The following is a 17,836-nucleotide window of genomic DNA, read 5'->3' on the forward strand; positions in this document are numbered from 1 at the left end:
TATCCAACTTTAGTCTGCGATTTCAGTCATTTTATAGTTTTGCTAATTTATTGATCGCATAACAGTTTCCGGGGAATTAGCGGAGCCTATTGCTTTAGAAGGTTAGTGGTGGCTGCCGTAACATCTTCCTGACGCATTAATGATTCCCCAATTAAAAAGGTTGTCGCGCCAATTGCTTGCATCCGTTTTAAATCTGTTGGGTTATATAAACCGCTTTCAGCAACAAGAAGTTTGTCCTGCGGAACCATTGTAGACAGTTCTTCTGTTGTCGCAATATCAACCTCAAGTGTTTTCAGGTTTCTGTTGTTCACCCCAAGAAGAGGTGACTTTAGTGTATTTAACGCTCTGGTCAGTTCTTCTGCATTATGAACCTCTACCAGCACGTCCATTCCAAGGTCAAAGGCTAGGTTTTCAAGTTCGCTTGCCTGTTGATCCTCTAATGCTGCCATAATCAAGAGAATACAATCTGCCCCAAGAGCTCGGGATTCAACAATCTGGTAGGGTTCAAGCATGAAATCCTTGCGCAGAGCCGGAAGGTCGACAGCGGCACGTGCGTCGAGCAAATATTGATCGGCACCTTGAAAGTAAGGTTCATCCGTTAGGACTGAAAGGCATGTTGCACCACCAGCTTTGTATGCTTTAGCCAATGATGAGGGGTCGAAGTCTGCTCGAATGAGGCCTTTGCTTGGCGATGCTTTTTTGATTTCACAGATCAGGCCATACTTGCCTTGCTCGTATTTGGTTTTTAGAGCTTGGTAAAATCCACGCGGAGTATCTTGGGATGCGGCTTTAGCTTCTAACTGAGAAAGAGAGGTTTTTTCTTTTCTAGCCCGCACAAATTCGAGCTTATCATCACAAATGCGTTTTAGAACATCACTCACTTAGTTGTTTCCTTGTTCGTATATGAAGCCAAACCGTCAAGCTTTGCGAGGGCGGCACCGCTATCAATTGATTTTGCTGCCATTGCAGCGCCTTCTTTGAGATCATTAGTCATCCCTGCAACGATTAATGCCCCGGCTGAGTTCAAGACTACAGCATCACGATAAGCATTCTTGGTTCCGCTGAGCATTTCCCGCATTGCAGCGGCATTAAAGGCTGCATCGCCACCAATAATCTCTTCTATGGGGGATCTTTCCAACCCGGCCATTTCAGGGATTATCTCAAAGTTTTTGATTTGTCCTTGATCCAGCTCAGAAATATAACTGAGGCCGGAAATTGATAGTTCATCAAGCCCTTCGGCACCATGGACAACCCAGGCTTTTTCATGACCGATAGCCTGTAGTACCTGTGCGAGCGGTTCAACCCATTCCCGGGCGAAAACACCTGTGATTTGGCGAGTTACTTTTCCGGGATTAGAGAGGGGACCCAGAAGGTTGAAGATTGTCCGGGTGCCAAGTTCTGCCCGTGTTGGACCAACGTTGCGCATGGCAGAGTGATATAAAGGGGCGGCGAGAAAAGAGGTGCCATTTTCTGCTAAAGCTTTTTCAACGGCATCAACACTTGCTTCAAGACCAATACCCAGCGCCCCCAAAACATCGGAAGCGCCACTTTTTGATGAAGCGGCTCTGTTACCATGTTTTGCGACGATGGCACCCGCGCCCGCAACAACAAAAGCTGTTGCTGTTGAAACGTTAAGCGTGCCTTTTGCATCACCGCCTGTACCACAGACATCAATGGCACCTTTTGGTGTTTTGATGGTAAGCATCTTACTGCGCATAGAGCGCGCTGCGCCCGTTATTTCATCAACAGTCTCACCTTTGACTCGCAAGCTCATCAATAACCCGGCAACCTGTGCAGAAGTGGCTTCACCTGTCATTAGCAGATCAAAGGCAGTTTCCGATTGCTGGGCAGTTAGATTGTTGCCGTCAGCCACGTAGGCGATAAATGATTTTATGTCGCTTAGTTCCCCTGACATGGAACAAGCCTCCTTATTGTTTATTCTAATGGCTCAAGTCGATGAGACTTAATCAAAGCTTGGCTTTGTTAAACCGTCAGAAAATTTTTCAAGAGATCATGGCCTTTTTCAGAGGCAATGCTTTCGGGGTGAAATTGAACACCATGTAGCGGGAGTTCTTTGTGTTGAAGCCCCATAATGACGCCATCTTCGGTCCAAGCCGTAACTTCCAGGCAATCAGGCATGCTGGCTGGTTCAATTGTCAATGAGTGATAGCGCGTGACCGTTAGCGGATCTGGTAAGCCTTTGAAAACACTTTTCCCGTTGTGCTTAACTGGGCTGGTTTTACCGTGCATTGGGCTTGGGGCACGAACAACATTTGCCCCGAAGGCTTGACCAATTGATTGATGTCCTAGACATACCCCCAATACAGGAATTTTGCCCGCGACCCTTTCAATAAGCTCAAGGCATATACCAGCTGAAGAGGGATCACAGGGGCCGGGAGAGATAACAATACGTTCCGGGTTAAGCTCCAATACCTGATCAACAGAAATCTGATCGTTGCGTTCGACAGAGATCGTCGCGCCCAACTCCCCAAGGAAATGGTAGAGATTATAAGTGAAGCTGTCGTAATTATCGATCAGTAATAACATTTCGGTACACGGGCTTTCGCTGATTTCTAAAGTTAGATTGCAAAAGTTATAGCAGCAAGATTATGCCGAAGAAATAAGGAAAAGCCTGATTTATTTTAAGATTTGATTTTTTTATAACTCTTTTATAACTCATGGCTTGACCTTCCTGTAACTGTAAGCCTCATATTTGCCTTATTAGCAAACCAGAAGCGTGTATTTTTATGTCAAAATCCATTGAGTTAACTGTTAAGGGAATGTCCTGTGCTGGGTGCGTTCGCTCTGTCGAAAAGGCACTAACCGCTGTTGAGGGGGTAATTAGTGCGTCCCCGGATTTGATGAGTAACACAGCAACCGTGACCTTGGCGGGCAATGTTGATCAAAATTTATTGTTAAAAAGCTTAGCAGATAAAGGCTATCAAGCTTCTCTTGTGCCAGAAGTAAACTCATATGATGAAGTTGGTGGCGAAGCGATTGATCCTGAAACTTCAGATATGCGCTTATTCCTCTTGGCGTTGCTTTTAACATTTCCATTGGTGGGGCAAATGGCTTTCTTGCCATTTGGCATTAACTTTTCCATTCCGCCTTTGATACAGTTTCTCTTGGCTCTACCAGTACAAATTTTTGCAGGTGGGCGTTTTTATAAAGGAATCTGGCAGGCCGTAAGGTATGGACAGAGCAATATGGATACTCTTGTCGCTATTGGTACTTCTGCTGCTTTTGGATTATCTGTTTTTATTATGCTGGGCGATTATTCTGAATGGATGTCCTGGTCATCACATTTGGCACACGCGCTTTATTTCGAAGCATCGGCCGCCGTCATTACGCTTGTTCTTCTGGGTAAGGTACTTGAAGAAAAAGCCAAAGGTAAAACCAATAAAGCCTTGGACGCTCTCATTCGACTTCAGCCGTTGAATGCAACAGTTCTTCGTGATGAAAAACAACTGACCGTTCCCGCTGTAAAGGTTTTGGCCAATGATATTGTTATTGTCAGGCCGGGTGATGTTGTTCCTGTCGATGGCGAAATACGCAAGGGAACGAGTCAGGTTGACGAGGCTATGATCACGGGTGAAGCAATGCCCGTTTCCAAAAATATCGGTGACTCGGTTATCGGGGGTACGGTGAATGGCGAAGGCGTGTTGCATCTAGTTCCGACAACTCTTGGGACAAGCTCTCGTCTGTCTCAGATTATTGAGCAGGTTAAAACAGCGCGTAGTACCAAACCCAGAATACAGAAGCTGGTCGACAAGGTAAGCGCCGTCTTTGTTCCCGGGGTATTGTTACTCTCATTGCTGACTTTTCTGGGGTGGTGGACCTTTGGTGGTATTGGTATAGAGATTGCGATTATCAACGCAGTAACTGTTCTTGTTATAGCCTGCCCTTGTGCGTTGGGGCTTGCAACACCTACGGCAATCATGGTCGGGAGTGGTCAGGCCGCACGAATGGGGATCTTGGTTAAAAATGCCGATGTGATTGAGAAATTATCAAAAGCAACCACAGTGGTTTTTGATAAAACGGGAACTCTGACCGAAGGGCGCCCGGAAGTTATTGCAACTACCTATCCCGCTGATAAAGATAATGCAGAAACCTTAGCTGTGGTTCTTGGACTTACGAAAGATAGTGCGCATCCACTATCGAAGGCAATTGTTGAGTACATTGATGATGAAATTAAACCGAAGGAATTTGAGGAAATAACAGCCGTTCCAGGGCTTGGCCTTTCCGCGGTGCTTTCTGGTGCCACCTATTTACTGGGAAGTGAGCGCTATATGCAACAAGTTGGAGTGGCGCTTGATCGTTGTTATGATTTTATCGAAGACAATAATGCACGTGGAGCATCAATGGTTTGGGTTGCGAGAAAAGAAGTCGATGATGCTATGACGGTTATTGGCGGTTTTGCATTACAGGATAAAATAAAATCTGAATCCCTTAAAACTGTTCAAGCCCTGAAAGGTAAGGGAATTTCTGTTGTTATGCTCAGTGGGGATCAGCAACTGGCAGCTCAAAAGGTTGCCGAGAAATTGTCTATTGAAAAGGTAGAGGGAAATCTTCTTCCAGAAGATAAGCTGGCATACTTGAAAAAATTACATCAACAGAATGAAGTCGTCGTTATGGTTGGGGATGGTATTAACGATGCCCCTGCGTTGGCGGGGGCGGATGTTGGCCTAGCTATGGGCGATGGCAGTGATGTTGCGATTAATACTGCAGATGCATCGCTTATTCAGAGCAATCCCTATCTGGTGTATAAAACGATTAGGGCAGGGCAGGTTATACACAGCAAAATAGCGCATAATCTTATTGGGGCTTTTATGTATAATGTTATTGGGTTGCCACTTGCTGCTTCCGGTTTATTAAGTCCTTTGCTGGCGGGATTGGCGATGGCATTGAGTTCAGTTACTGTCATGGTTAGCTCTTTATCGCTTTATTCTTCTTTAAAACGGATTGATTGATGATGAAAATTGGTCAAGTTGCTGAAGTTTCTGGATTACCAGCAAAAACGATCAGATATTATGAATCCATTGGTTTGATCGAACCTGCGGGAAGAACATCTTCTGGCTATCGTGCCTATCAGGAAAAGGATATTGAAACCCTCAAGTTTATCCAGCGCGCCAGAAGTTTAGGTTTTTCCATCAATGAGGTTTCTGCCCTTCTTATGCTTTGGAATGACCGCAACAGAGCAAGTGCACAGGTGAAAGAACTGGCGAAGCAGCATGTTGCGGACATGGATCGTAAAATCGCAGAACTGCAAAGTATGAAAGATACCTTGAGCAACTTGATCGAAAAATGTCAGGGGGATCATCGGCCTGATTGTCCTATTTTGAACGATTTCGCCCAAACTGATCGTTAATTATGCCGATACGCCACGATCAGGGCCGATGACAAGTTTTATGAGTTTATACTGTTCACTCCTGTAAGGCTGATATACATATAATCCCTCGAAACAGAGTGGATTCATGGCTTTAAAACGTAAGACAAAAAAAACAGGCCCTTTGCCAAAGAAGTTGAATAAAAGCAGACGTTCCCGTCGTGGAAGTCTGTTTATTGTCGCTGGGTTTCTTTTTTTTATTGCTTTGGCTGTTTCTTCCGTCCTTATTCTCCAAAAGGACAAAGTTAGCTCTGTATCACCTGAACCTCGACCTCAGTTAACAGAAGAACAGGCCAAGCAGGAAGCTCTGGCCGCGGCACCTTCAAACAAGCCGCATCCTATTAATCTTGGCGATATTTCTATTGGTGATACTGTTTTGGAAGATGGGCACACCAACGAACAGTCTAATCTTCCCCCAAACGTTACGGTTTCTGAAGATAAGGATCCCGCGTCGACAGAAAAAGCTTTAGTCCAAAAATCAATAACTCAAAATTATGCAATCAAAGAGACTAAAGAGCCTGTAAAATCGTCAAAGAAAACAAATAATGTATCTGTAACGGCATCGGGAGATCAATCTGAGGTGGGGAATGATCAAGTCGCTGCCTTGCCTCCACAGAAAAAGCCTTTGGTTGATCCTGGTGTGCAAACCGAATGGATAAAACCAGAGCGCCCCATGATTGCTATTGTGCTGGATGATGTGGGGGTAAATAAAAGAGGGGCTGAACTCGCCATAGAGTTACCCGGAGCAATCACCCTAGCTTTTATGACCTATGCGCCTGATGTCAAAGCGATGGCTGCGGAGGCAAGTCGGCGAGGGCACGAGTTAATGTTACATGTTCCTATGGAACCACTTGGTTCTGCAGATCCTGGTCCGAAAGCACTGTTGACCGGATTAAGTGATGAGGAAATCCTCGCTCGTCTGGAATGGGGTATGTCTCAGTTTGATGGCTATATCGGCATCAATAATCATATGGGCAGCAAATTCACAGGGTGGAGACGTGGCATGGAAGTTGTGTTGTCCAGAATAGAGCGGACAAATTATTTCTTTATGGATTCAAGGACTTCTCCAAGCAGTGTTGCTGCTTCTGTTGCTGTCTCTATGGGGGTTCCTGTTCTTAGACGGGATGTTTTCATTGATAATGACTATAAAAATACACTGGAAATTTTGAAACAGCTAAAACAAGCCGAACGCATCGCAATAAAGAATGGTCATGCAATTGCAATCGGTCACCCGCATAAATCAACGGTTGAAGTTTTACATAAATGGATCGAGGAAGCCGAAGATCGCGGGTTTGATATTGTACCGATCTCTCGGATTATGGCATTAAAAAAGCCAAAAGAGTAAAGGTCTCAAATGGCTTTATAATGTGTGTTTTTAACTTTTTAGATATTGTTTTTTTGAGCTGCGAAACGAACGGCCTCTTCAGCAGAACGGATAAGGGCGCGGGCTTTGTTATGACATTCCTGATATTCTGATTCAGGTACAGAGTCCGCAACCACTCCGGCACCAGCTTGAATATACATTGTTTGGTCTTTGACGATCGCCGTACGCAAAGCAATACAGGTATCCATACCACCACCAGCACCGAAATACCCAACAGCACCGCCATAGATACCACGACGTTCCGGTTCCAGCTCGTCGATTATTTCCATCGCACGTACCTTGGGCGCACCGGATACAGTACCAGCAGGGAAACCTGCGGCGAGAGCATCAATCATATCAGCGCGTTTGGTATCGAGCGTACCCTCTACGTTAGAGACGATATGCATAACGTGACTGTAGAGCTCAATAATCATGCGCTCGGTCACTTCGATACTACCGACCTCTGCAACGCGCCCGACATCGTTACGGCCCAAATCAAGTAACATTAAATGTTCAGCAAGTTCTTTTGGATCAGAAAGCAGGTCCGCAGCAAGCTCTTTGTCTTCGGCTGAGTTGGCGCCGCGTTTACGTGTACCGGCAATTGGGCGGATCGTGACTTTACCATCCCTGACACGAACAAGGATTTCAGGACTGGACCCAACAACAGAAAAATCACCAAAGTTCAGAAAGAACAGGAAAGGCGAGGGGTTCAATCTCCGTAAGGCCCGATAGAGCGCAAAGGGAGGGAGGGTAAAGGGTACAGAGAAACGCTGTGATAGAACAACCTGGAAAATATCTCCGGCAAGAATGTATTCTTTTGCGCGTTCAACAATACCGTGAAATTCTTCGCGGGTAAGATTGGATGCGGTTTCAGGTAACTCCAAATCGCCTTCAAATGCCTCTGGTTTGTGCTGCAAAGGCGCGTTGAAATCTGCTGTTACGGCGGACAATCGATTATGCGCCGCCTCAAAAGCATCGCGGGCACTGATGGTATCGTTTGGCCAGACAGTAGTTGTGACCAAAATCTGATCTTCTACGCGATCAAAGATGGCTGTTACGGTCGGGCGTAGGTACATTCCTTCGGGCAGCCCCAAGTTATCGGGGTTATCCGTTGGTAAGTGTTCCATTTGACGAACCGTTTCATACCCCATGTAGCCAACAATACCGGCTGCCATAGGTGGGAAATCTTCGGGTAAGTCAAACCTGCATTCTGCAACCAGTTTGCGCAGACTTTCCAAAGCTTTGTCATTCTCATCAACAAAAGCATCTGGCGATGTTTGGTATTGACGATTAATTTCAGCTTTTGATCCGTTGCATCGCCACACCAAATCAGGATCAAACCCGATAAAGGAGTAGCGTCCAATTGTGTTGCCACCTTCGACTGACTCGAAAAGGAAACTATTGGCGCGTCGTTCTGCCAGTTTCAAAAAGGCAGAAACGGGCGTTTCCAGATCCGCAATCAAGGTTGTCCACACGACTTGTGGTTTCTGTTGATTGTAGGTTTCTAAAAACGCCTCGAATGTAACTGGATTCTTCATTGTTAGTTTTAATTGCTATAAGGGTTGATAACTTGATTGATTGAGTTTTGATTGATCTCAACAACAAAGTCTTTTTCAAGAGCAGATATATACTGTGCGTAAATATCGTTTTTGTAGGAGTTTTCGATTGCCCCCTTTGTGCTCTCAATTTCCTCGGCAACAGCTGATAAATCTGGTTGTTCAATTTCTGTTAGCCTTACAACCAGATACCCGTTGTCGGCTTGGCCAGTAATAACATCACCTTTTTCTGCCTTGTAGATATCCCCTACCAATGCAGGGGCTAGTGCTTCGCCGATACTTGCTGAAAAGCGGTTCATCTCAACACCAAATTTGATTAACTCAGCTGCTTCATCTGTCACTGCTTGCAAAGGTGAGCCATTTTTAGCTTCTTCAGCAAGATTTTCTGCGACAGCCTTAGCTTCTTCGTTTCGTTTGTTTTCAAGCCAAGAAGTCACCAGTTGAGATTTTACCTCTGCTAACGGGCGAGGTGCTGGAGGTGTAATTGAATTTACTTTTAGAAGGAAATAGCCACCATTTTCGAGTTCAGTGAGCAAGCTATCTGAACCAGATTCAGTCTGCGCAATAACGTCACGGAATCGGATATTTTCTGCTAAGCCAAGCTGTGGCAAGCCGCTACGATCAAGTCCTTCTGCGTCAATTGCGTCGTAACTTAGTATCTCTTGTCCAAGCTTGTTCGCAGACTCTTCTAGTGTTGCACCTGATGCAATTTCATCATCAAGCTGGTTGGCGATAGAAATGATTTCATCAGTTGCGATGCGTAATGCGGCATCTTTTTTGATTTGCTCTTCTACTTCTTCGAACAGAGCTTCCCGTGCTGGAGAAACTTCAAGAACCGAAACAATATGCCAGCCCAAGGGGGATTTAACCGGGGCAACAACACCTGCGTTTTCCATACCAAAAACAGAGTCTTGTAGTTCTGGTAATAGATCTGCTTGTTCCATCACCCCAAGATCAATACCTGCAGAACCTGTTACTTCTGTGGCGATTTCATTAAAGTCAGCACCATTGAGGATTTTTTCATAAGCTTCTTTTGCTTTAGTCTCGTCACTGAGCAGCATTTGAACAAGTTTACGACGATCGGGAAGAGAAAGGCTGTCTTTTTGTGCTAAGAATTCTTCTTGAATTTGATCATCTGTTAGAACAACATTCTGGGCGGATTTTGATGGATCAAGAAAGATGTAGCTGACTGATTTATATTCAGGTGCCAGGTAGTTTTGCTTTTCTTCTTCATAGTACGATGCAAGTTCTGCATCTGTCGGGTCCGCTAGCTGAGAGAATCTGCTGTAGAGAATTTCGATATAGTCAACGATACGTTTTTCAGTTTGATAGCTGTAAAGACGTTCGGCCATTTTCTGCGGTACAGGAATTGCCCCTGTGATGGCATTGTTGATTTGCTGTCTTTGTATATCTTTGCTGAGATCAGCAAGAAAAGCGGTTTCTGAAAGACCAGCCTGATAGAGCGTGGATTGAAAGCGTGCGGCATCAAAAAGTCCGGCCTCATTTTTAAAGGCATCAATCTTCTGGATCTCTTTTTGCTGTTGCTCACGCGAAACGGTTAGTCCCATCTCGTCCGATTGCACTTGTGAAAGCGCTCTGGCAACCAATCGTGAAATCACGCGATTGTCGAGGCCGAGCTGCTGAGCTTCCTGTGCATCAAGGGCGCGCCCCAACTGTTGCGAAAGAGCATTGGTCTCACGGGAAAAATCGCTTACGAACTCTTCTTGGGCGATTTCAATGTCACCAACTTTTGCAACTGTTTGATTGTTGCCGAGGTTTAGGAAAATATCCTGGATACCCCAAGCCGCAAAACTAAGGATCAACAAACAGAATAAAGCCAAAACAACAATACGTTTAAAAAGGCCTGGTTTTTTATGAGCCATAACTTACCCGTGAAATTTTTATAAAGTTAATTTCGTATACATAATCGTGCCGGGCATCTTAGGGATGGAGCAAAGGCTGGGCAACAGGGTTTTTCAAGAATATGCACCATATTACAATGTTGCGAAGTTTTTGACCTCTTTGTCGTGATCAAGCGACCTGTTCGCATTAAAAAATCCTGCAGTCTTGGCCTGTAGTCTTGGATTGTTGTGAATGACACTGTATAGATGTGCCCATAATTTACACATTACTAATCAGAGAGAATCGAATATGGCAGGCAAACTTATTGCTGGTAACTGGAAGATGAACGGATCTGTAACCTTTGCTACCGAGTTAGTCGAAGGGCTTTTGGGGAAGCTAAACGAAGGTTCCGTATCGTCTGATTTTGTTGTGTGTCCACCAGCGGCTTTGCTTGGTACTGTTCTCTCGTTGACAAAAGACACAGATCTTGCTGTAGGTGGACAGGATTGTCATGCCAATGTATCTGGGGCCCATACGGGTGATACATCTGCCGAATTACTCAAAGATATTGGCTGCGGATATGTCATAACAGGACACTCTGAAAGGCGCACGGATCACGGCGAGACCAATGTAGATGTAAACGCTAAGAGCGCTGCTGCCATCAAAGCAGGTCTGACCCCAATAATCTGCATTGGCGAAACAGAAGAAGAACGTGTATCAGGTGGTACTTTAAATGTGATCAAGTTGCAGGTAACAGAATCACTGCCTGATGATTGTGATCCGGATAACATTGTGCTTGCATACGAGCCTGTATGGGCCATTGGAACAGGCAAAACGGCAACGCCGGAAGATGTTGCTGACGTACATAATTTTATTCGCAGTCTGCTAAACGATCGTTTTGGTGAAGATGCGGCAAAAAAGATTCGGATACTTTATGGTGGATCCGTAAAGCCAGAAAATGCGGCTGAACTGCTTGCTGTGTCTAATGTTGACGGTGCTTTGGTTGGTGGCGCGAGTTTGAAAGTAGAAGATTTTTGGGCGATTGGTGTTAGATGACACTGGTCATATCGATCTGAAAAGGCTAAATAGCCTGTTAAGTTTTGAATAGGTGCATGATAACTACACACTCTGGGTAGATTTAGAGTGTGTGGTTTAGTGTTGAATAGGGATAGTTATATCCCGGAAAGTTTGAGAGACTACTAACGATGAACAACGTCCTTTTGGTCATTCATTTGTTGATTACTTTGTCCCTTATTGGCGTCGTCCTTGTGCAGAAAAGCGAAGGCGGTGCCCTTGGAATGGGAGGAAGCGGTTCCGGTGGTGGTTCAGGCGGCTTTGGTGGTTTTCTCACCGGGCAAGGCACTGCAAACCTGCTAACCCGTACAACAGCAATCTTGGCGGCAGCTTTTATTGCTTCTAGCTTGTTGCTGACAATCCTTGCAGATACAGGACGTACAACAAGTTCTATTACGGATGATATTACTGTTCCTGCAATTCAAACCGAGACAGAGCAACCAGTTGCTCCTCCGGTTTCAGAATAAGTTTCGGATTATTTCCGTTACGTACTATCATTGACCGGGACCAGTAAGGTCCCGGTTTTGTTGAAACTGAATTAAGTGACAACGAGTTTCATGACGCGCTTTATATTTATTACCGGTGGTGTGACTTCTTCTTTAGGGAAGGGGTTGACCTCCGCGGCTGTTGGTGCGCTGCTTCAAGCGCGTGGCTACAAGGTCCGCCTCCGTAAACTTGACCCCTATCTCAATGTTGATCCCGGCACGATGAGCCCTTATCAACATGGTGAAGTTTTTGTGACCGACGACGGTGCAGAAACAGATTTGGATCTTGGGCACTACGAGCGCTATACGGGGGTATCAGCCCGTAAAAGTGACAACGTAACAACCGGGAAAATCTATTCCGAGGTTTTGGCGAAAGAACGTCGTGGCGATTATCTGGGCGCAACTATTCAGGTTATCCCGCACATTACAAATGCGATTAAAGAGTTTGTAATGTCTGATCTGGGGGATGAAGATTTCATCCTTTGTGAGATCGGGGGAACCGTTGGGGATATTGAGGGACTTCCGTTCTTGGAAGCAATTCGTCAACTTGGGAATGAGCTTGGGCGTGAACGCAGCCTGTTTATTCATCTGACTCTTATTCCTTATTTGAAAGCAGCGGGTGAGCTGAAAACAAAGCCTACACAGCACTCTGTAAAAGAATTGCAATCCGTAGGTATTCAGCCAGACATGCTTTTGTGTCGTTGTGAACAGGAAATCCCGGAAAGTTCTCTTCGTAAGATTGCTCAGTTCTGTAATGTTCGCGAAACAGCTGTTATTCCGGCTCTTGATGTTGATACGATTTATGCTGTGCCTCGGGCATACCATGAGCAAGGTCTGGACGAAGAAGTTTGCCGTCATTTCGGTATTGAGCCGAAGAAAGATCTCGACCTATCGCGTTGGGATCAGGTGACGAATACTATTCGTGAACCTGATGGTGAAGTGACGATTGGGGTTGTGGGTAAATATACATCTTTATTAGATGCGTATAAATCACTTGCTGAAGCTTTGGTTCACGGTGGTATCGCCAATAACGTCAAAGTTAAAATCAACTGGCTGGATTCACAGATCTTTGAAAGTGAAGGGGCCATCGAAGCCCTGGAAAACGTTCATGGCATTCTTGTTCCTGGCGGTTTTGGCGAGCGCGGCTCTGAAGGTAAAATTGCGGCTGCTGGCTTTGCACGCAAAACCAATGTACCGTACTTTGGTATTTGTTTTGGTATGCAGATGGCCGTTCTTGATGCGGCACGTAACCTTGCTGGTCTAACAGACGCAAGCTCTTCCGAGTTTGGACCTTGTGAAGAACCTCTTGTAGGTATCATGACAGAGTGGGCGCGCGGCAACGAGATGGAACAACGTTCGTATGGTAGCGATCTCGGTGGAACAATGCGCCTGGGTAGTTACCCTTGCGCACTTGCCGAAGGATCAAGGGTCCGTGAAGCCTATGGCACAGAACTTGTTGAAGAGCGTCACCGTCACCGTTATGAGGTGAACATTAACTATCGTGAAAAACTCGAAGCTTCTGGGCTTAAATTCTCTGGATTGTCACCAGATGGTAAACTTCCTGAAATTGTTGAGTTGGAAGATCATCCCTGGTTTATTGGCGTTCAGTTCCATCCAGAGCTGAAATCTCGGCCTTTTGAGCCACATCCGCTTTTCACTTCTTTTGTGAAAGCCGCGATAGAACAGTCTCGCCTCGTTTAAGTCTCGGGTTGATAAAACTTGGGTTCAATGAACTAGGTGGTGTAATTTATAGGGAAGAATAGGAAGTAATTTTTATGGCAGTGCATGCAGACCTTCAATCGCGACACGTTAAAGTTGGTAATGTTACTTTTGGTAATGACTTACCATTCGTATTGATTGCAGGTCCTTGCCAAATGGAAGGCAGGGCGCATGCACTGGAAATGGCAGAGGTTTTAACCAAAGCCTGTGAAAAGCTTTCTGTTCCCCTTATTTACAAATCTTCTTTTGATAAAGCCAACCGTACTAGCCTTAGTTCTTCTCGGGGCATTGGGATGGATGAAGCTTTATCTATTTTTGAAGAAATCAAATCTAAGTTTGGATGTCCGGTTATTACTGATGTACATGCGGCACATCAGTGTGAACCTGTTGCGCAGGTCGTTGATGTCTTGCAAATTCCAGCCTTTCTGTGCCGTCAGACTGATCTATTGGTTGCTGCTGCTAAAACAGGTCGGGCAATCAATGTCAAAAAAGGGCAATTTCTAGCCCCTTGGGATATGGCAAACGTCTCACAGAAAATTATCGATTCAGGTAATGACAAGGTAATGGTGTGTGAGCGCGGCGCATCGTTTGGATATAATACGCTTGTATCTGATATGCGTTCTCTACCAATAATGGCGATGGGAACAGGATGTCCTGTTGTGTTTGATGCAACGCATTCTGTGGCTCAGCCTGGTGGCCAGGGTGCGACCTCTGGCGGTCAGAGAGAATTCATTTCTGTATTGGCTCGCGCTGCCGTGTCTGTCGGCGTTGCTGGCCTCTTTATGGAAACTCATCAGGATCCTGATAATGCCCCTTGTGATGGGCCAAACATGATCCGGGTACAAGAGCTTCCAGAGCTTCTTTCGCTTCTGGTTGAGCTCGACAAACTGGCAAAAGCACATCCTGTGTCTATTGCTTAATTATGATACCGAGGCCTGCCCCTCTCTGCGCCTCAACTTTCTTAACGGAGATAGAATAAAATGACGGCGATCATCGACATACAAGGTCGTGAGATCCTCGATTCTCGTGGCAACCCTACCGTAGAAGTTGACGTTCTTTTGGAAAGTGGCGCCTTTGGGCGTGCAGCAGTGCCTTCTGGCGCTTCAACAGGGATTTATGAGGCTGTTGAGCTTCGCGATCAGGATAAAGGACGCTATCTTGGTAAAGGGGTTCTTAAGGCTGTTGAATCTGTAAACGAAGAAATTCTTGAAGCCCTTATTGGTTTGGATGCTGAAGACCAGCTTTTGATCGATCAGGTTATGATTGATCTTGATGGTACTGAGAACAAATCTCGTTTAGGTGCAAATGCTATTCTGGGCGCAAGTTTGGCTGTTGCGAAAGCATCTGCAGAAGATGCTGGTCTGCCTTTGTATCGTTATGTTGGTGGTGCTTTTGCCAGAACGCTTCCTGTACCGATGATGAATATCATCAATGGCGGTGCGCATGCTGACAATCCTATTGATATTCAGGAATTTATGGTGATGCCTGTTGGTGCAGCTTCTGGTTCTGATGCTATCCGGATGGGCGCAGAGATTTTTCACTCACTGAAAAAATCACTTAGCGATGCAGGTCATAACACCAATGTTGGGGACGAGGGTGGTTTTGCGCCAAGTCTTGCCTCTACAGATGAAGCATTGAACTTTATTACAAAAGCTGTTGGTAACGCAGGTTACAACTTGGGTGATGACGTGATGTTGGCGCTTGATTGTGCTTCTTCCGAGTACTTCAAAGACGGCAAATACGAACTGTCTGGTGAAGGAAAATCTCTGGGCGCGGACGAAATGGTTCGTTACCTCGAAGATCTTGTTAACCGCTATCCAATCCTTTCTATCGAAGACGGCATGGCCGAAGATGACTGGGATGGCTGGAAGTCTTTGACACAAGCAATTGGTAATAAAGTACAGCTGGTCGGTGATGATCTCTTCGTGACCAACCCAAAACGTCTCCTGCGTGGTCTGGAAACGGATACTGCGAACTCTATCCTGATTAAGGTCAATCAGATTGGTACGCTTTCTGAAACTCTTGAAGCTGTCGATATGGCACATAAAGCTGGCTATACAGCCGTTATGTCGCATCGTTCCGGCGAGACAGAAGATAGCACAATCGCTGATTTGGCTGTGGCCACGAACTGTGGGCAGATTAAAACGGGATCTCTTTCCCGTTCTGACCGGATCGCGAAATATAACCAGCTTATCCGTATCGAAGAAGAGTTAGGGTCAATGGCCCATTACGCTGGACGTAGCGTTCTGCGTAAGTAGTTAGGTATATTAAAAGCGGTACTGGATTTATTCGGAACCGTTTCATATAAAAGATCGACAGGGGCCTCGGAATGAACCGAGGCCCCTGTTTTATTATGGTATAATATTTGATCCGATGAATACTATCAGAGCAACGGATTTAATGGTGTTTATGCTCCAAGGCAAATGAAAGGGTAGAGAAATAACCCTCTTTATCTGCATCAGTTTTGTCTTCGAGTTCTTTGGTTGTCGAGACTGCAATCACGTTTAATTCCTGATTCCTTATTGTAATTGTTACTTCACCGTTTTCGTCAGTGATCAATTTCTTAGCTGCTTCGTCATTGATGTAATCAGCGATTACCTTCAATCCTTCCACAGGTTTTTTATTCAAAAGAACCCGAAGAGACAACTTGTCTCCTTGCTCTAGATCATGCGGGTTTTGCAGGGGGAAAATTTCTAATGGTAGGCCCAGAGGTTTTTCTAAGGCACCTGCACCAAGAGGAATGTGTGTGGTGTATTTAAAATAATGTCCTGCAGATACTGGATTTTCTACCTGTGATTTTTTTAGATTATGCCATTTCCCTTTTGTGTCTTTTGTCCAATATCCATTATCGAAAACGGCTGTTACAGCTTGTGTTTTCTTTGGAATTTTAATGTTGATATAACTTTCAGTCTTACGCGTTTTCCCCATGTTCACTGTGCCATCTGGCATGTGTATTTGGACTGATTTCAGCTTTTTATCCTGATAGGAGTCATCTGACGCACCATGACCATAGACGATAGATGGCTCGCCAAAACGATCAGTAATCCATATGCCGTGCGCAAAGCTGGCTGTGGGGAGGAGGGTAAGTAATAGGGCAGGGAGAAGTTTTCTCATTGTAAAAATATCTTTGTTTTTTGAATGTTATTGTCGTCAGGCCTGCTGAGCCCAGTGATTGAAGCAATCTTTATGTTGCGATTGCCAAGTTTCAGGAAGAAATTCGTCTTCTTTGACTAAGCAGTCATTAAGTCGGTTAATTATTTCTTCCGTATTCATTTGAGAACCAATGAAAACGATTTCGTTCCGACGGTCGCCAAATGCGGGATCCCAATTTTTTTTAATTTGTGTGATGAATTCTTGATCGTCTGGCCACCTGTTTTTGGGGACAGAAGACCACCATTTACCAATCAATTCCGTCGTAGTGTATTTTCCTGCTTGGGACATTTCGCCAACTTGATCTGGTCGATTTGATAGCCAGAAATGACCCTTTGATCTGAGGACACCGTTTTGTTTTTGATTAAAGAAGTGTGCAATTTTTTCGGGAACGAACGGTTTTTTTGATCTATAAACAAAGCTGTGGATGTCATATTCTTCTGTTTCAGGAACATGATTTTCATATCCATAAAGTTCTTTTGCCCAAAGAGGATGTTCATGGGCTTTTTCAAAGCTAAAACGATGGGTATCAAGAAGTTCTGTTAGGGGTACTTTTGCTTGTTCTGTTTCAAAAACAGTTGCATCAGGGTTTAGAGCCTTAATTACTTTTCTGACTTCTTTTAATGTTTCTTCCGATGCCAGGTCAGTTTTGTTCAGAATAATAGTACTTGAGAATTCAATCTGATCGACATGCAAGTTAACGAGGGAGCGTTTGTCTTCTGGACCGAGTGATTCTTCGGTGTCACATAGCAGGTCAGAAGAGGAGAAGTCATTTAATAAATTTCCTGCATCAATAACCGTGACCATGTTGTCTAGGGTGGTCACATCTGAGAGGCTAAAGCCATTTTCGTCTCTGAATTCAAAAGTACTTGCAACAGGAAGGGGTTCTGAAATTCCAGATGATTCGATAATTAAGTGGTCGAATTTATTAGAACCTGCCAAGTTACTGACTTCTTGAAGTAAATCTTCTCTTAATGTGCAACAAATGCAACCGTTCGTCATTTCAACAAGGTTTTCATCCGTTTGAGAAAGAGATGAATTTTTGTATTGAAGAACATCAGCGTCGATATTCACTTCGCTCATGTCGTTTACGATAACAGCAACTCTTTCGAGTTCCGTATTGTTGAGAATTTGGTTTAAAAGGGTTGTTTTGCCTGCCCCAAGAAAACCAGAAAGGACTGTTACACTTAGTTTGTTCATAATTATCACCTCAAATCAGACGTTTGAACGATTGTTATGTTATAACATAAGGTATGTCAAT

Annotated in this window: 15 protein-coding genes; 8 read left to right on the forward strand and 7 right to left on the reverse strand. The window is 44.8% G+C overall.

Annotation, left to right across the window (positions count from 1 at the left end; translation table 11 throughout):
• Window positions 1-86: 86 nt before the first annotated feature.
• From trpC to ACN0QW_RS05180, 3 genes are all read right to left on the reverse strand, one after another.
• The gene (gene trpC, locus ACN0QW_RS05170; protein ID WP_417429360.1) at window positions 87-881 is read right to left on the reverse strand and encodes an indole-3-glycerol phosphate synthase TrpC; all 795 of its coding nucleotides are present in this window, start codon (window positions 879-881) and stop codon (window positions 87-89) included.
• Complete coding sequence (trpD, locus tag ACN0QW_RS05175) at window positions 878-1,915, reverse strand: anthranilate phosphoribosyltransferase (protein ID WP_417429362.1); 1,038 nt, start codon at window positions 1,913-1,915, stop codon at window positions 878-880. The genes trpC and trpD overlap by 4 nt, the downstream gene beginning before the upstream one ends.
• Window positions 1,916-1,983: 68 nt before the next feature.
• Window positions 1,984-2,547 carry an anthranilate synthase component II gene (locus tag ACN0QW_RS05180; protein WP_417429364.1) on the reverse strand — a complete coding sequence of 188 codons (564 nt, stop codon included), beginning with the start codon at window positions 2,545-2,547 and terminating at the stop codon, window positions 1,984-1,986.
• 200 nt (window positions 2,548-2,747) lie between these two features.
• Here ACN0QW_RS05180 and ACN0QW_RS05185 point away from each other — a divergent pair, with 200 nt between their 5' ends.
• From ACN0QW_RS05185 to ACN0QW_RS05195, 3 genes are all read left to right on the forward strand, one after another.
• Window positions 2,748-4,970: a heavy metal translocating P-type ATPase gene (locus ACN0QW_RS05185; protein WP_417429366.1), complete on the forward strand. Its 2,223-nt coding sequence runs from the start codon at window positions 2,748-2,750 to the stop codon at window positions 4,968-4,970.
• A 2-nt stretch (window positions 4,971-4,972) separates the two neighbouring features.
• Window positions 4,973-5,368: a Cu(I)-responsive transcriptional regulator gene (gene cueR, locus ACN0QW_RS05190; RefSeq protein ID WP_299372063.1), complete on the forward strand. Its 396-nt coding sequence runs from the start codon at window positions 4,973-4,975 to the stop codon at window positions 5,366-5,368.
• 106 nt (window positions 5,369-5,474) lie between these two features.
• Window positions 5,475-6,731 (forward strand): divergent polysaccharide deacetylase family protein, encoded by a 1,257-nt coding sequence (locus ACN0QW_RS05195; protein ID WP_417429368.1) that lies wholly within the window; start codon window positions 5,475-5,477, stop codon window positions 6,729-6,731.
• A 38-nt stretch (window positions 6,732-6,769) separates the two neighbouring features.
• On the opposite strand, the gene trpE is transcribed toward ACN0QW_RS05195, so the two are convergent.
• Both trpE and ACN0QW_RS05205 read right to left on the reverse strand, forming a co-directional pair.
• Window positions 6,770-8,287, reverse strand: a complete 1,518-nt coding sequence (trpE, locus tag ACN0QW_RS05200; RefSeq protein WP_417429370.1) for an anthranilate synthase component I — start codon at window positions 8,285-8,287, stop codon at window positions 6,770-6,772.
• Between the two features lie 8 nt (window positions 8,288-8,295).
• The gene (locus ACN0QW_RS05205; protein WP_417429372.1) at window positions 8,296-10,188 is read right to left on the reverse strand and encodes a SurA N-terminal domain-containing protein; all 1,893 of its coding nucleotides are present in this window, start codon (window positions 10,186-10,188) and stop codon (window positions 8,296-8,298) included.
• 268 nt (window positions 10,189-10,456) lie between these two features.
• Here ACN0QW_RS05205 and tpiA point away from each other — a divergent pair, with 268 nt between their 5' ends.
• From tpiA to eno, 5 genes are all read left to right on the forward strand, one after another.
• Window positions 10,457-11,203 (forward strand): triose-phosphate isomerase, encoded by a 747-nt coding sequence (gene tpiA / locus ACN0QW_RS05210; protein WP_417429374.1) that lies wholly within the window; start codon window positions 10,457-10,459, stop codon window positions 11,201-11,203.
• 149 nt (window positions 11,204-11,352) lie between these two features.
• Complete coding sequence (secG, locus tag ACN0QW_RS05215) at window positions 11,353-11,688, forward strand: preprotein translocase subunit SecG (protein WP_299371975.1); 336 nt, start codon at window positions 11,353-11,355, stop codon at window positions 11,686-11,688.
• 90 nt (window positions 11,689-11,778) lie between these two features.
• Window positions 11,779-13,407, forward strand: coding sequence for a CTP synthase (locus ACN0QW_RS05220; RefSeq protein WP_417429377.1), 1,629 nt, complete (start codon window positions 11,779-11,781; stop codon window positions 13,405-13,407).
• Between the two features lie 74 nt (window positions 13,408-13,481).
• Entirely contained in the window at window positions 13,482-14,345 is an 864-nt protein-coding gene (gene kdsA / locus ACN0QW_RS05225) for a 3-deoxy-8-phosphooctulonate synthase (RefSeq protein WP_299371969.1), read from the forward strand.
• A 60-nt stretch (window positions 14,346-14,405) separates the two neighbouring features.
• Window positions 14,406-15,683, forward strand: coding sequence for a phosphopyruvate hydratase (gene eno, locus ACN0QW_RS05230; protein WP_299371966.1), 1,278 nt, complete (start codon window positions 14,406-14,408; stop codon window positions 15,681-15,683).
• Between the two features lie 139 nt (window positions 15,684-15,822).
• Here the strand turns inward: eno and ACN0QW_RS05235 are convergent, their stop codons facing one another.
• Both ACN0QW_RS05235 and ACN0QW_RS05240 read right to left on the reverse strand, forming a co-directional pair.
• On the reverse strand, window positions 15,823-16,539 hold the full coding sequence (locus tag ACN0QW_RS05235; RefSeq protein WP_417429379.1) for a DUF4198 domain-containing protein: 717 nt from the start codon (window positions 16,537-16,539) through the stop codon (window positions 15,823-15,825).
• Between the two features lie 36 nt (window positions 16,540-16,575).
• Entirely contained in the window at window positions 16,576-17,775 is a 1,200-nt protein-coding gene (locus ACN0QW_RS05240; protein WP_417429381.1) for a GTP-binding protein, read from the reverse strand.
• Window positions 17,776-17,836 lie beyond the last annotated feature (61 nt).

Origin of the sequence: Kiloniella sp., assembly GCF_048259265.1 — a bacterium.
Taxonomy (GTDB): Bacteria; Pseudomonadota; Alphaproteobacteria; order Kiloniellales; family Kiloniellaceae; genus Kiloniella.

Coding starts and splice junctions, on each gene's coding strand:
- ACN0QW_RS05220 (WP_417429377.1), top strand. CDS start 11,779: ATGACGCGCTTTATATTTATTACCGGTGGTGTGACTTCTTCTTTAGGG.
- ACN0QW_RS05185 (WP_417429366.1), top strand. CDS start 2,748: ATGTCAAAATCCATTGAGTTAACTGTTAAGGGAATGTCCTGTGCTGGG.
- secG (WP_299371975.1), top strand. CDS start 11,353: ATGAACAACGTCCTTTTGGTCATTCATTTGTTGATTACTTTGTCCCTT.
- cueR (WP_299372063.1), top strand. CDS start 4,973: ATGAAAATTGGTCAAGTTGCTGAAGTTTCTGGATTACCAGCAAAAACG.
- kdsA (WP_299371969.1), top strand. CDS start 13,482: ATGGCAGTGCATGCAGACCTTCAATCGCGACACGTTAAAGTTGGTAAT.
- ACN0QW_RS05240 (WP_417429381.1), bottom strand. CDS start 17,775: ATGAACAAACTAAGTGTAACAGTCCTTTCTGGTTTTCTTGGGGCAGGC.
- ACN0QW_RS05195 (WP_417429368.1), top strand. CDS start 5,475: ATGGCTTTAAAACGTAAGACAAAAAAAACAGGCCCTTTGCCAAAGAAG.
- ACN0QW_RS05180 (WP_417429364.1), bottom strand. CDS start 2,547: ATGTTATTACTGATCGATAATTACGACAGCTTCACTTATAATCTCTAC.
- ACN0QW_RS05205 (WP_417429372.1), bottom strand. CDS start 10,188: ATGGCTCATAAAAAACCAGGCCTTTTTAAACGTATTGTTGTTTTGGCT.
- trpD (WP_417429362.1), bottom strand. CDS start 1,915: ATGTCAGGGGAACTAAGCGACATAAAATCATTTATCGCCTACGTGGCT.
- ACN0QW_RS05235 (WP_417429379.1), bottom strand. CDS start 16,539: ATGAGAAAACTTCTCCCTGCCCTATTACTTACCCTCCTCCCCACAGCC.
- trpE (WP_417429370.1), bottom strand. CDS start 8,287: ATGAAGAATCCAGTTACATTCGAGGCGTTTTTAGAAACCTACAATCAA.
- eno (WP_299371966.1), top strand. CDS start 14,406: ATGACGGCGATCATCGACATACAAGGTCGTGAGATCCTCGATTCTCGT.
- tpiA (WP_417429374.1), top strand. CDS start 10,457: ATGGCAGGCAAACTTATTGCTGGTAACTGGAAGATGAACGGATCTGTA.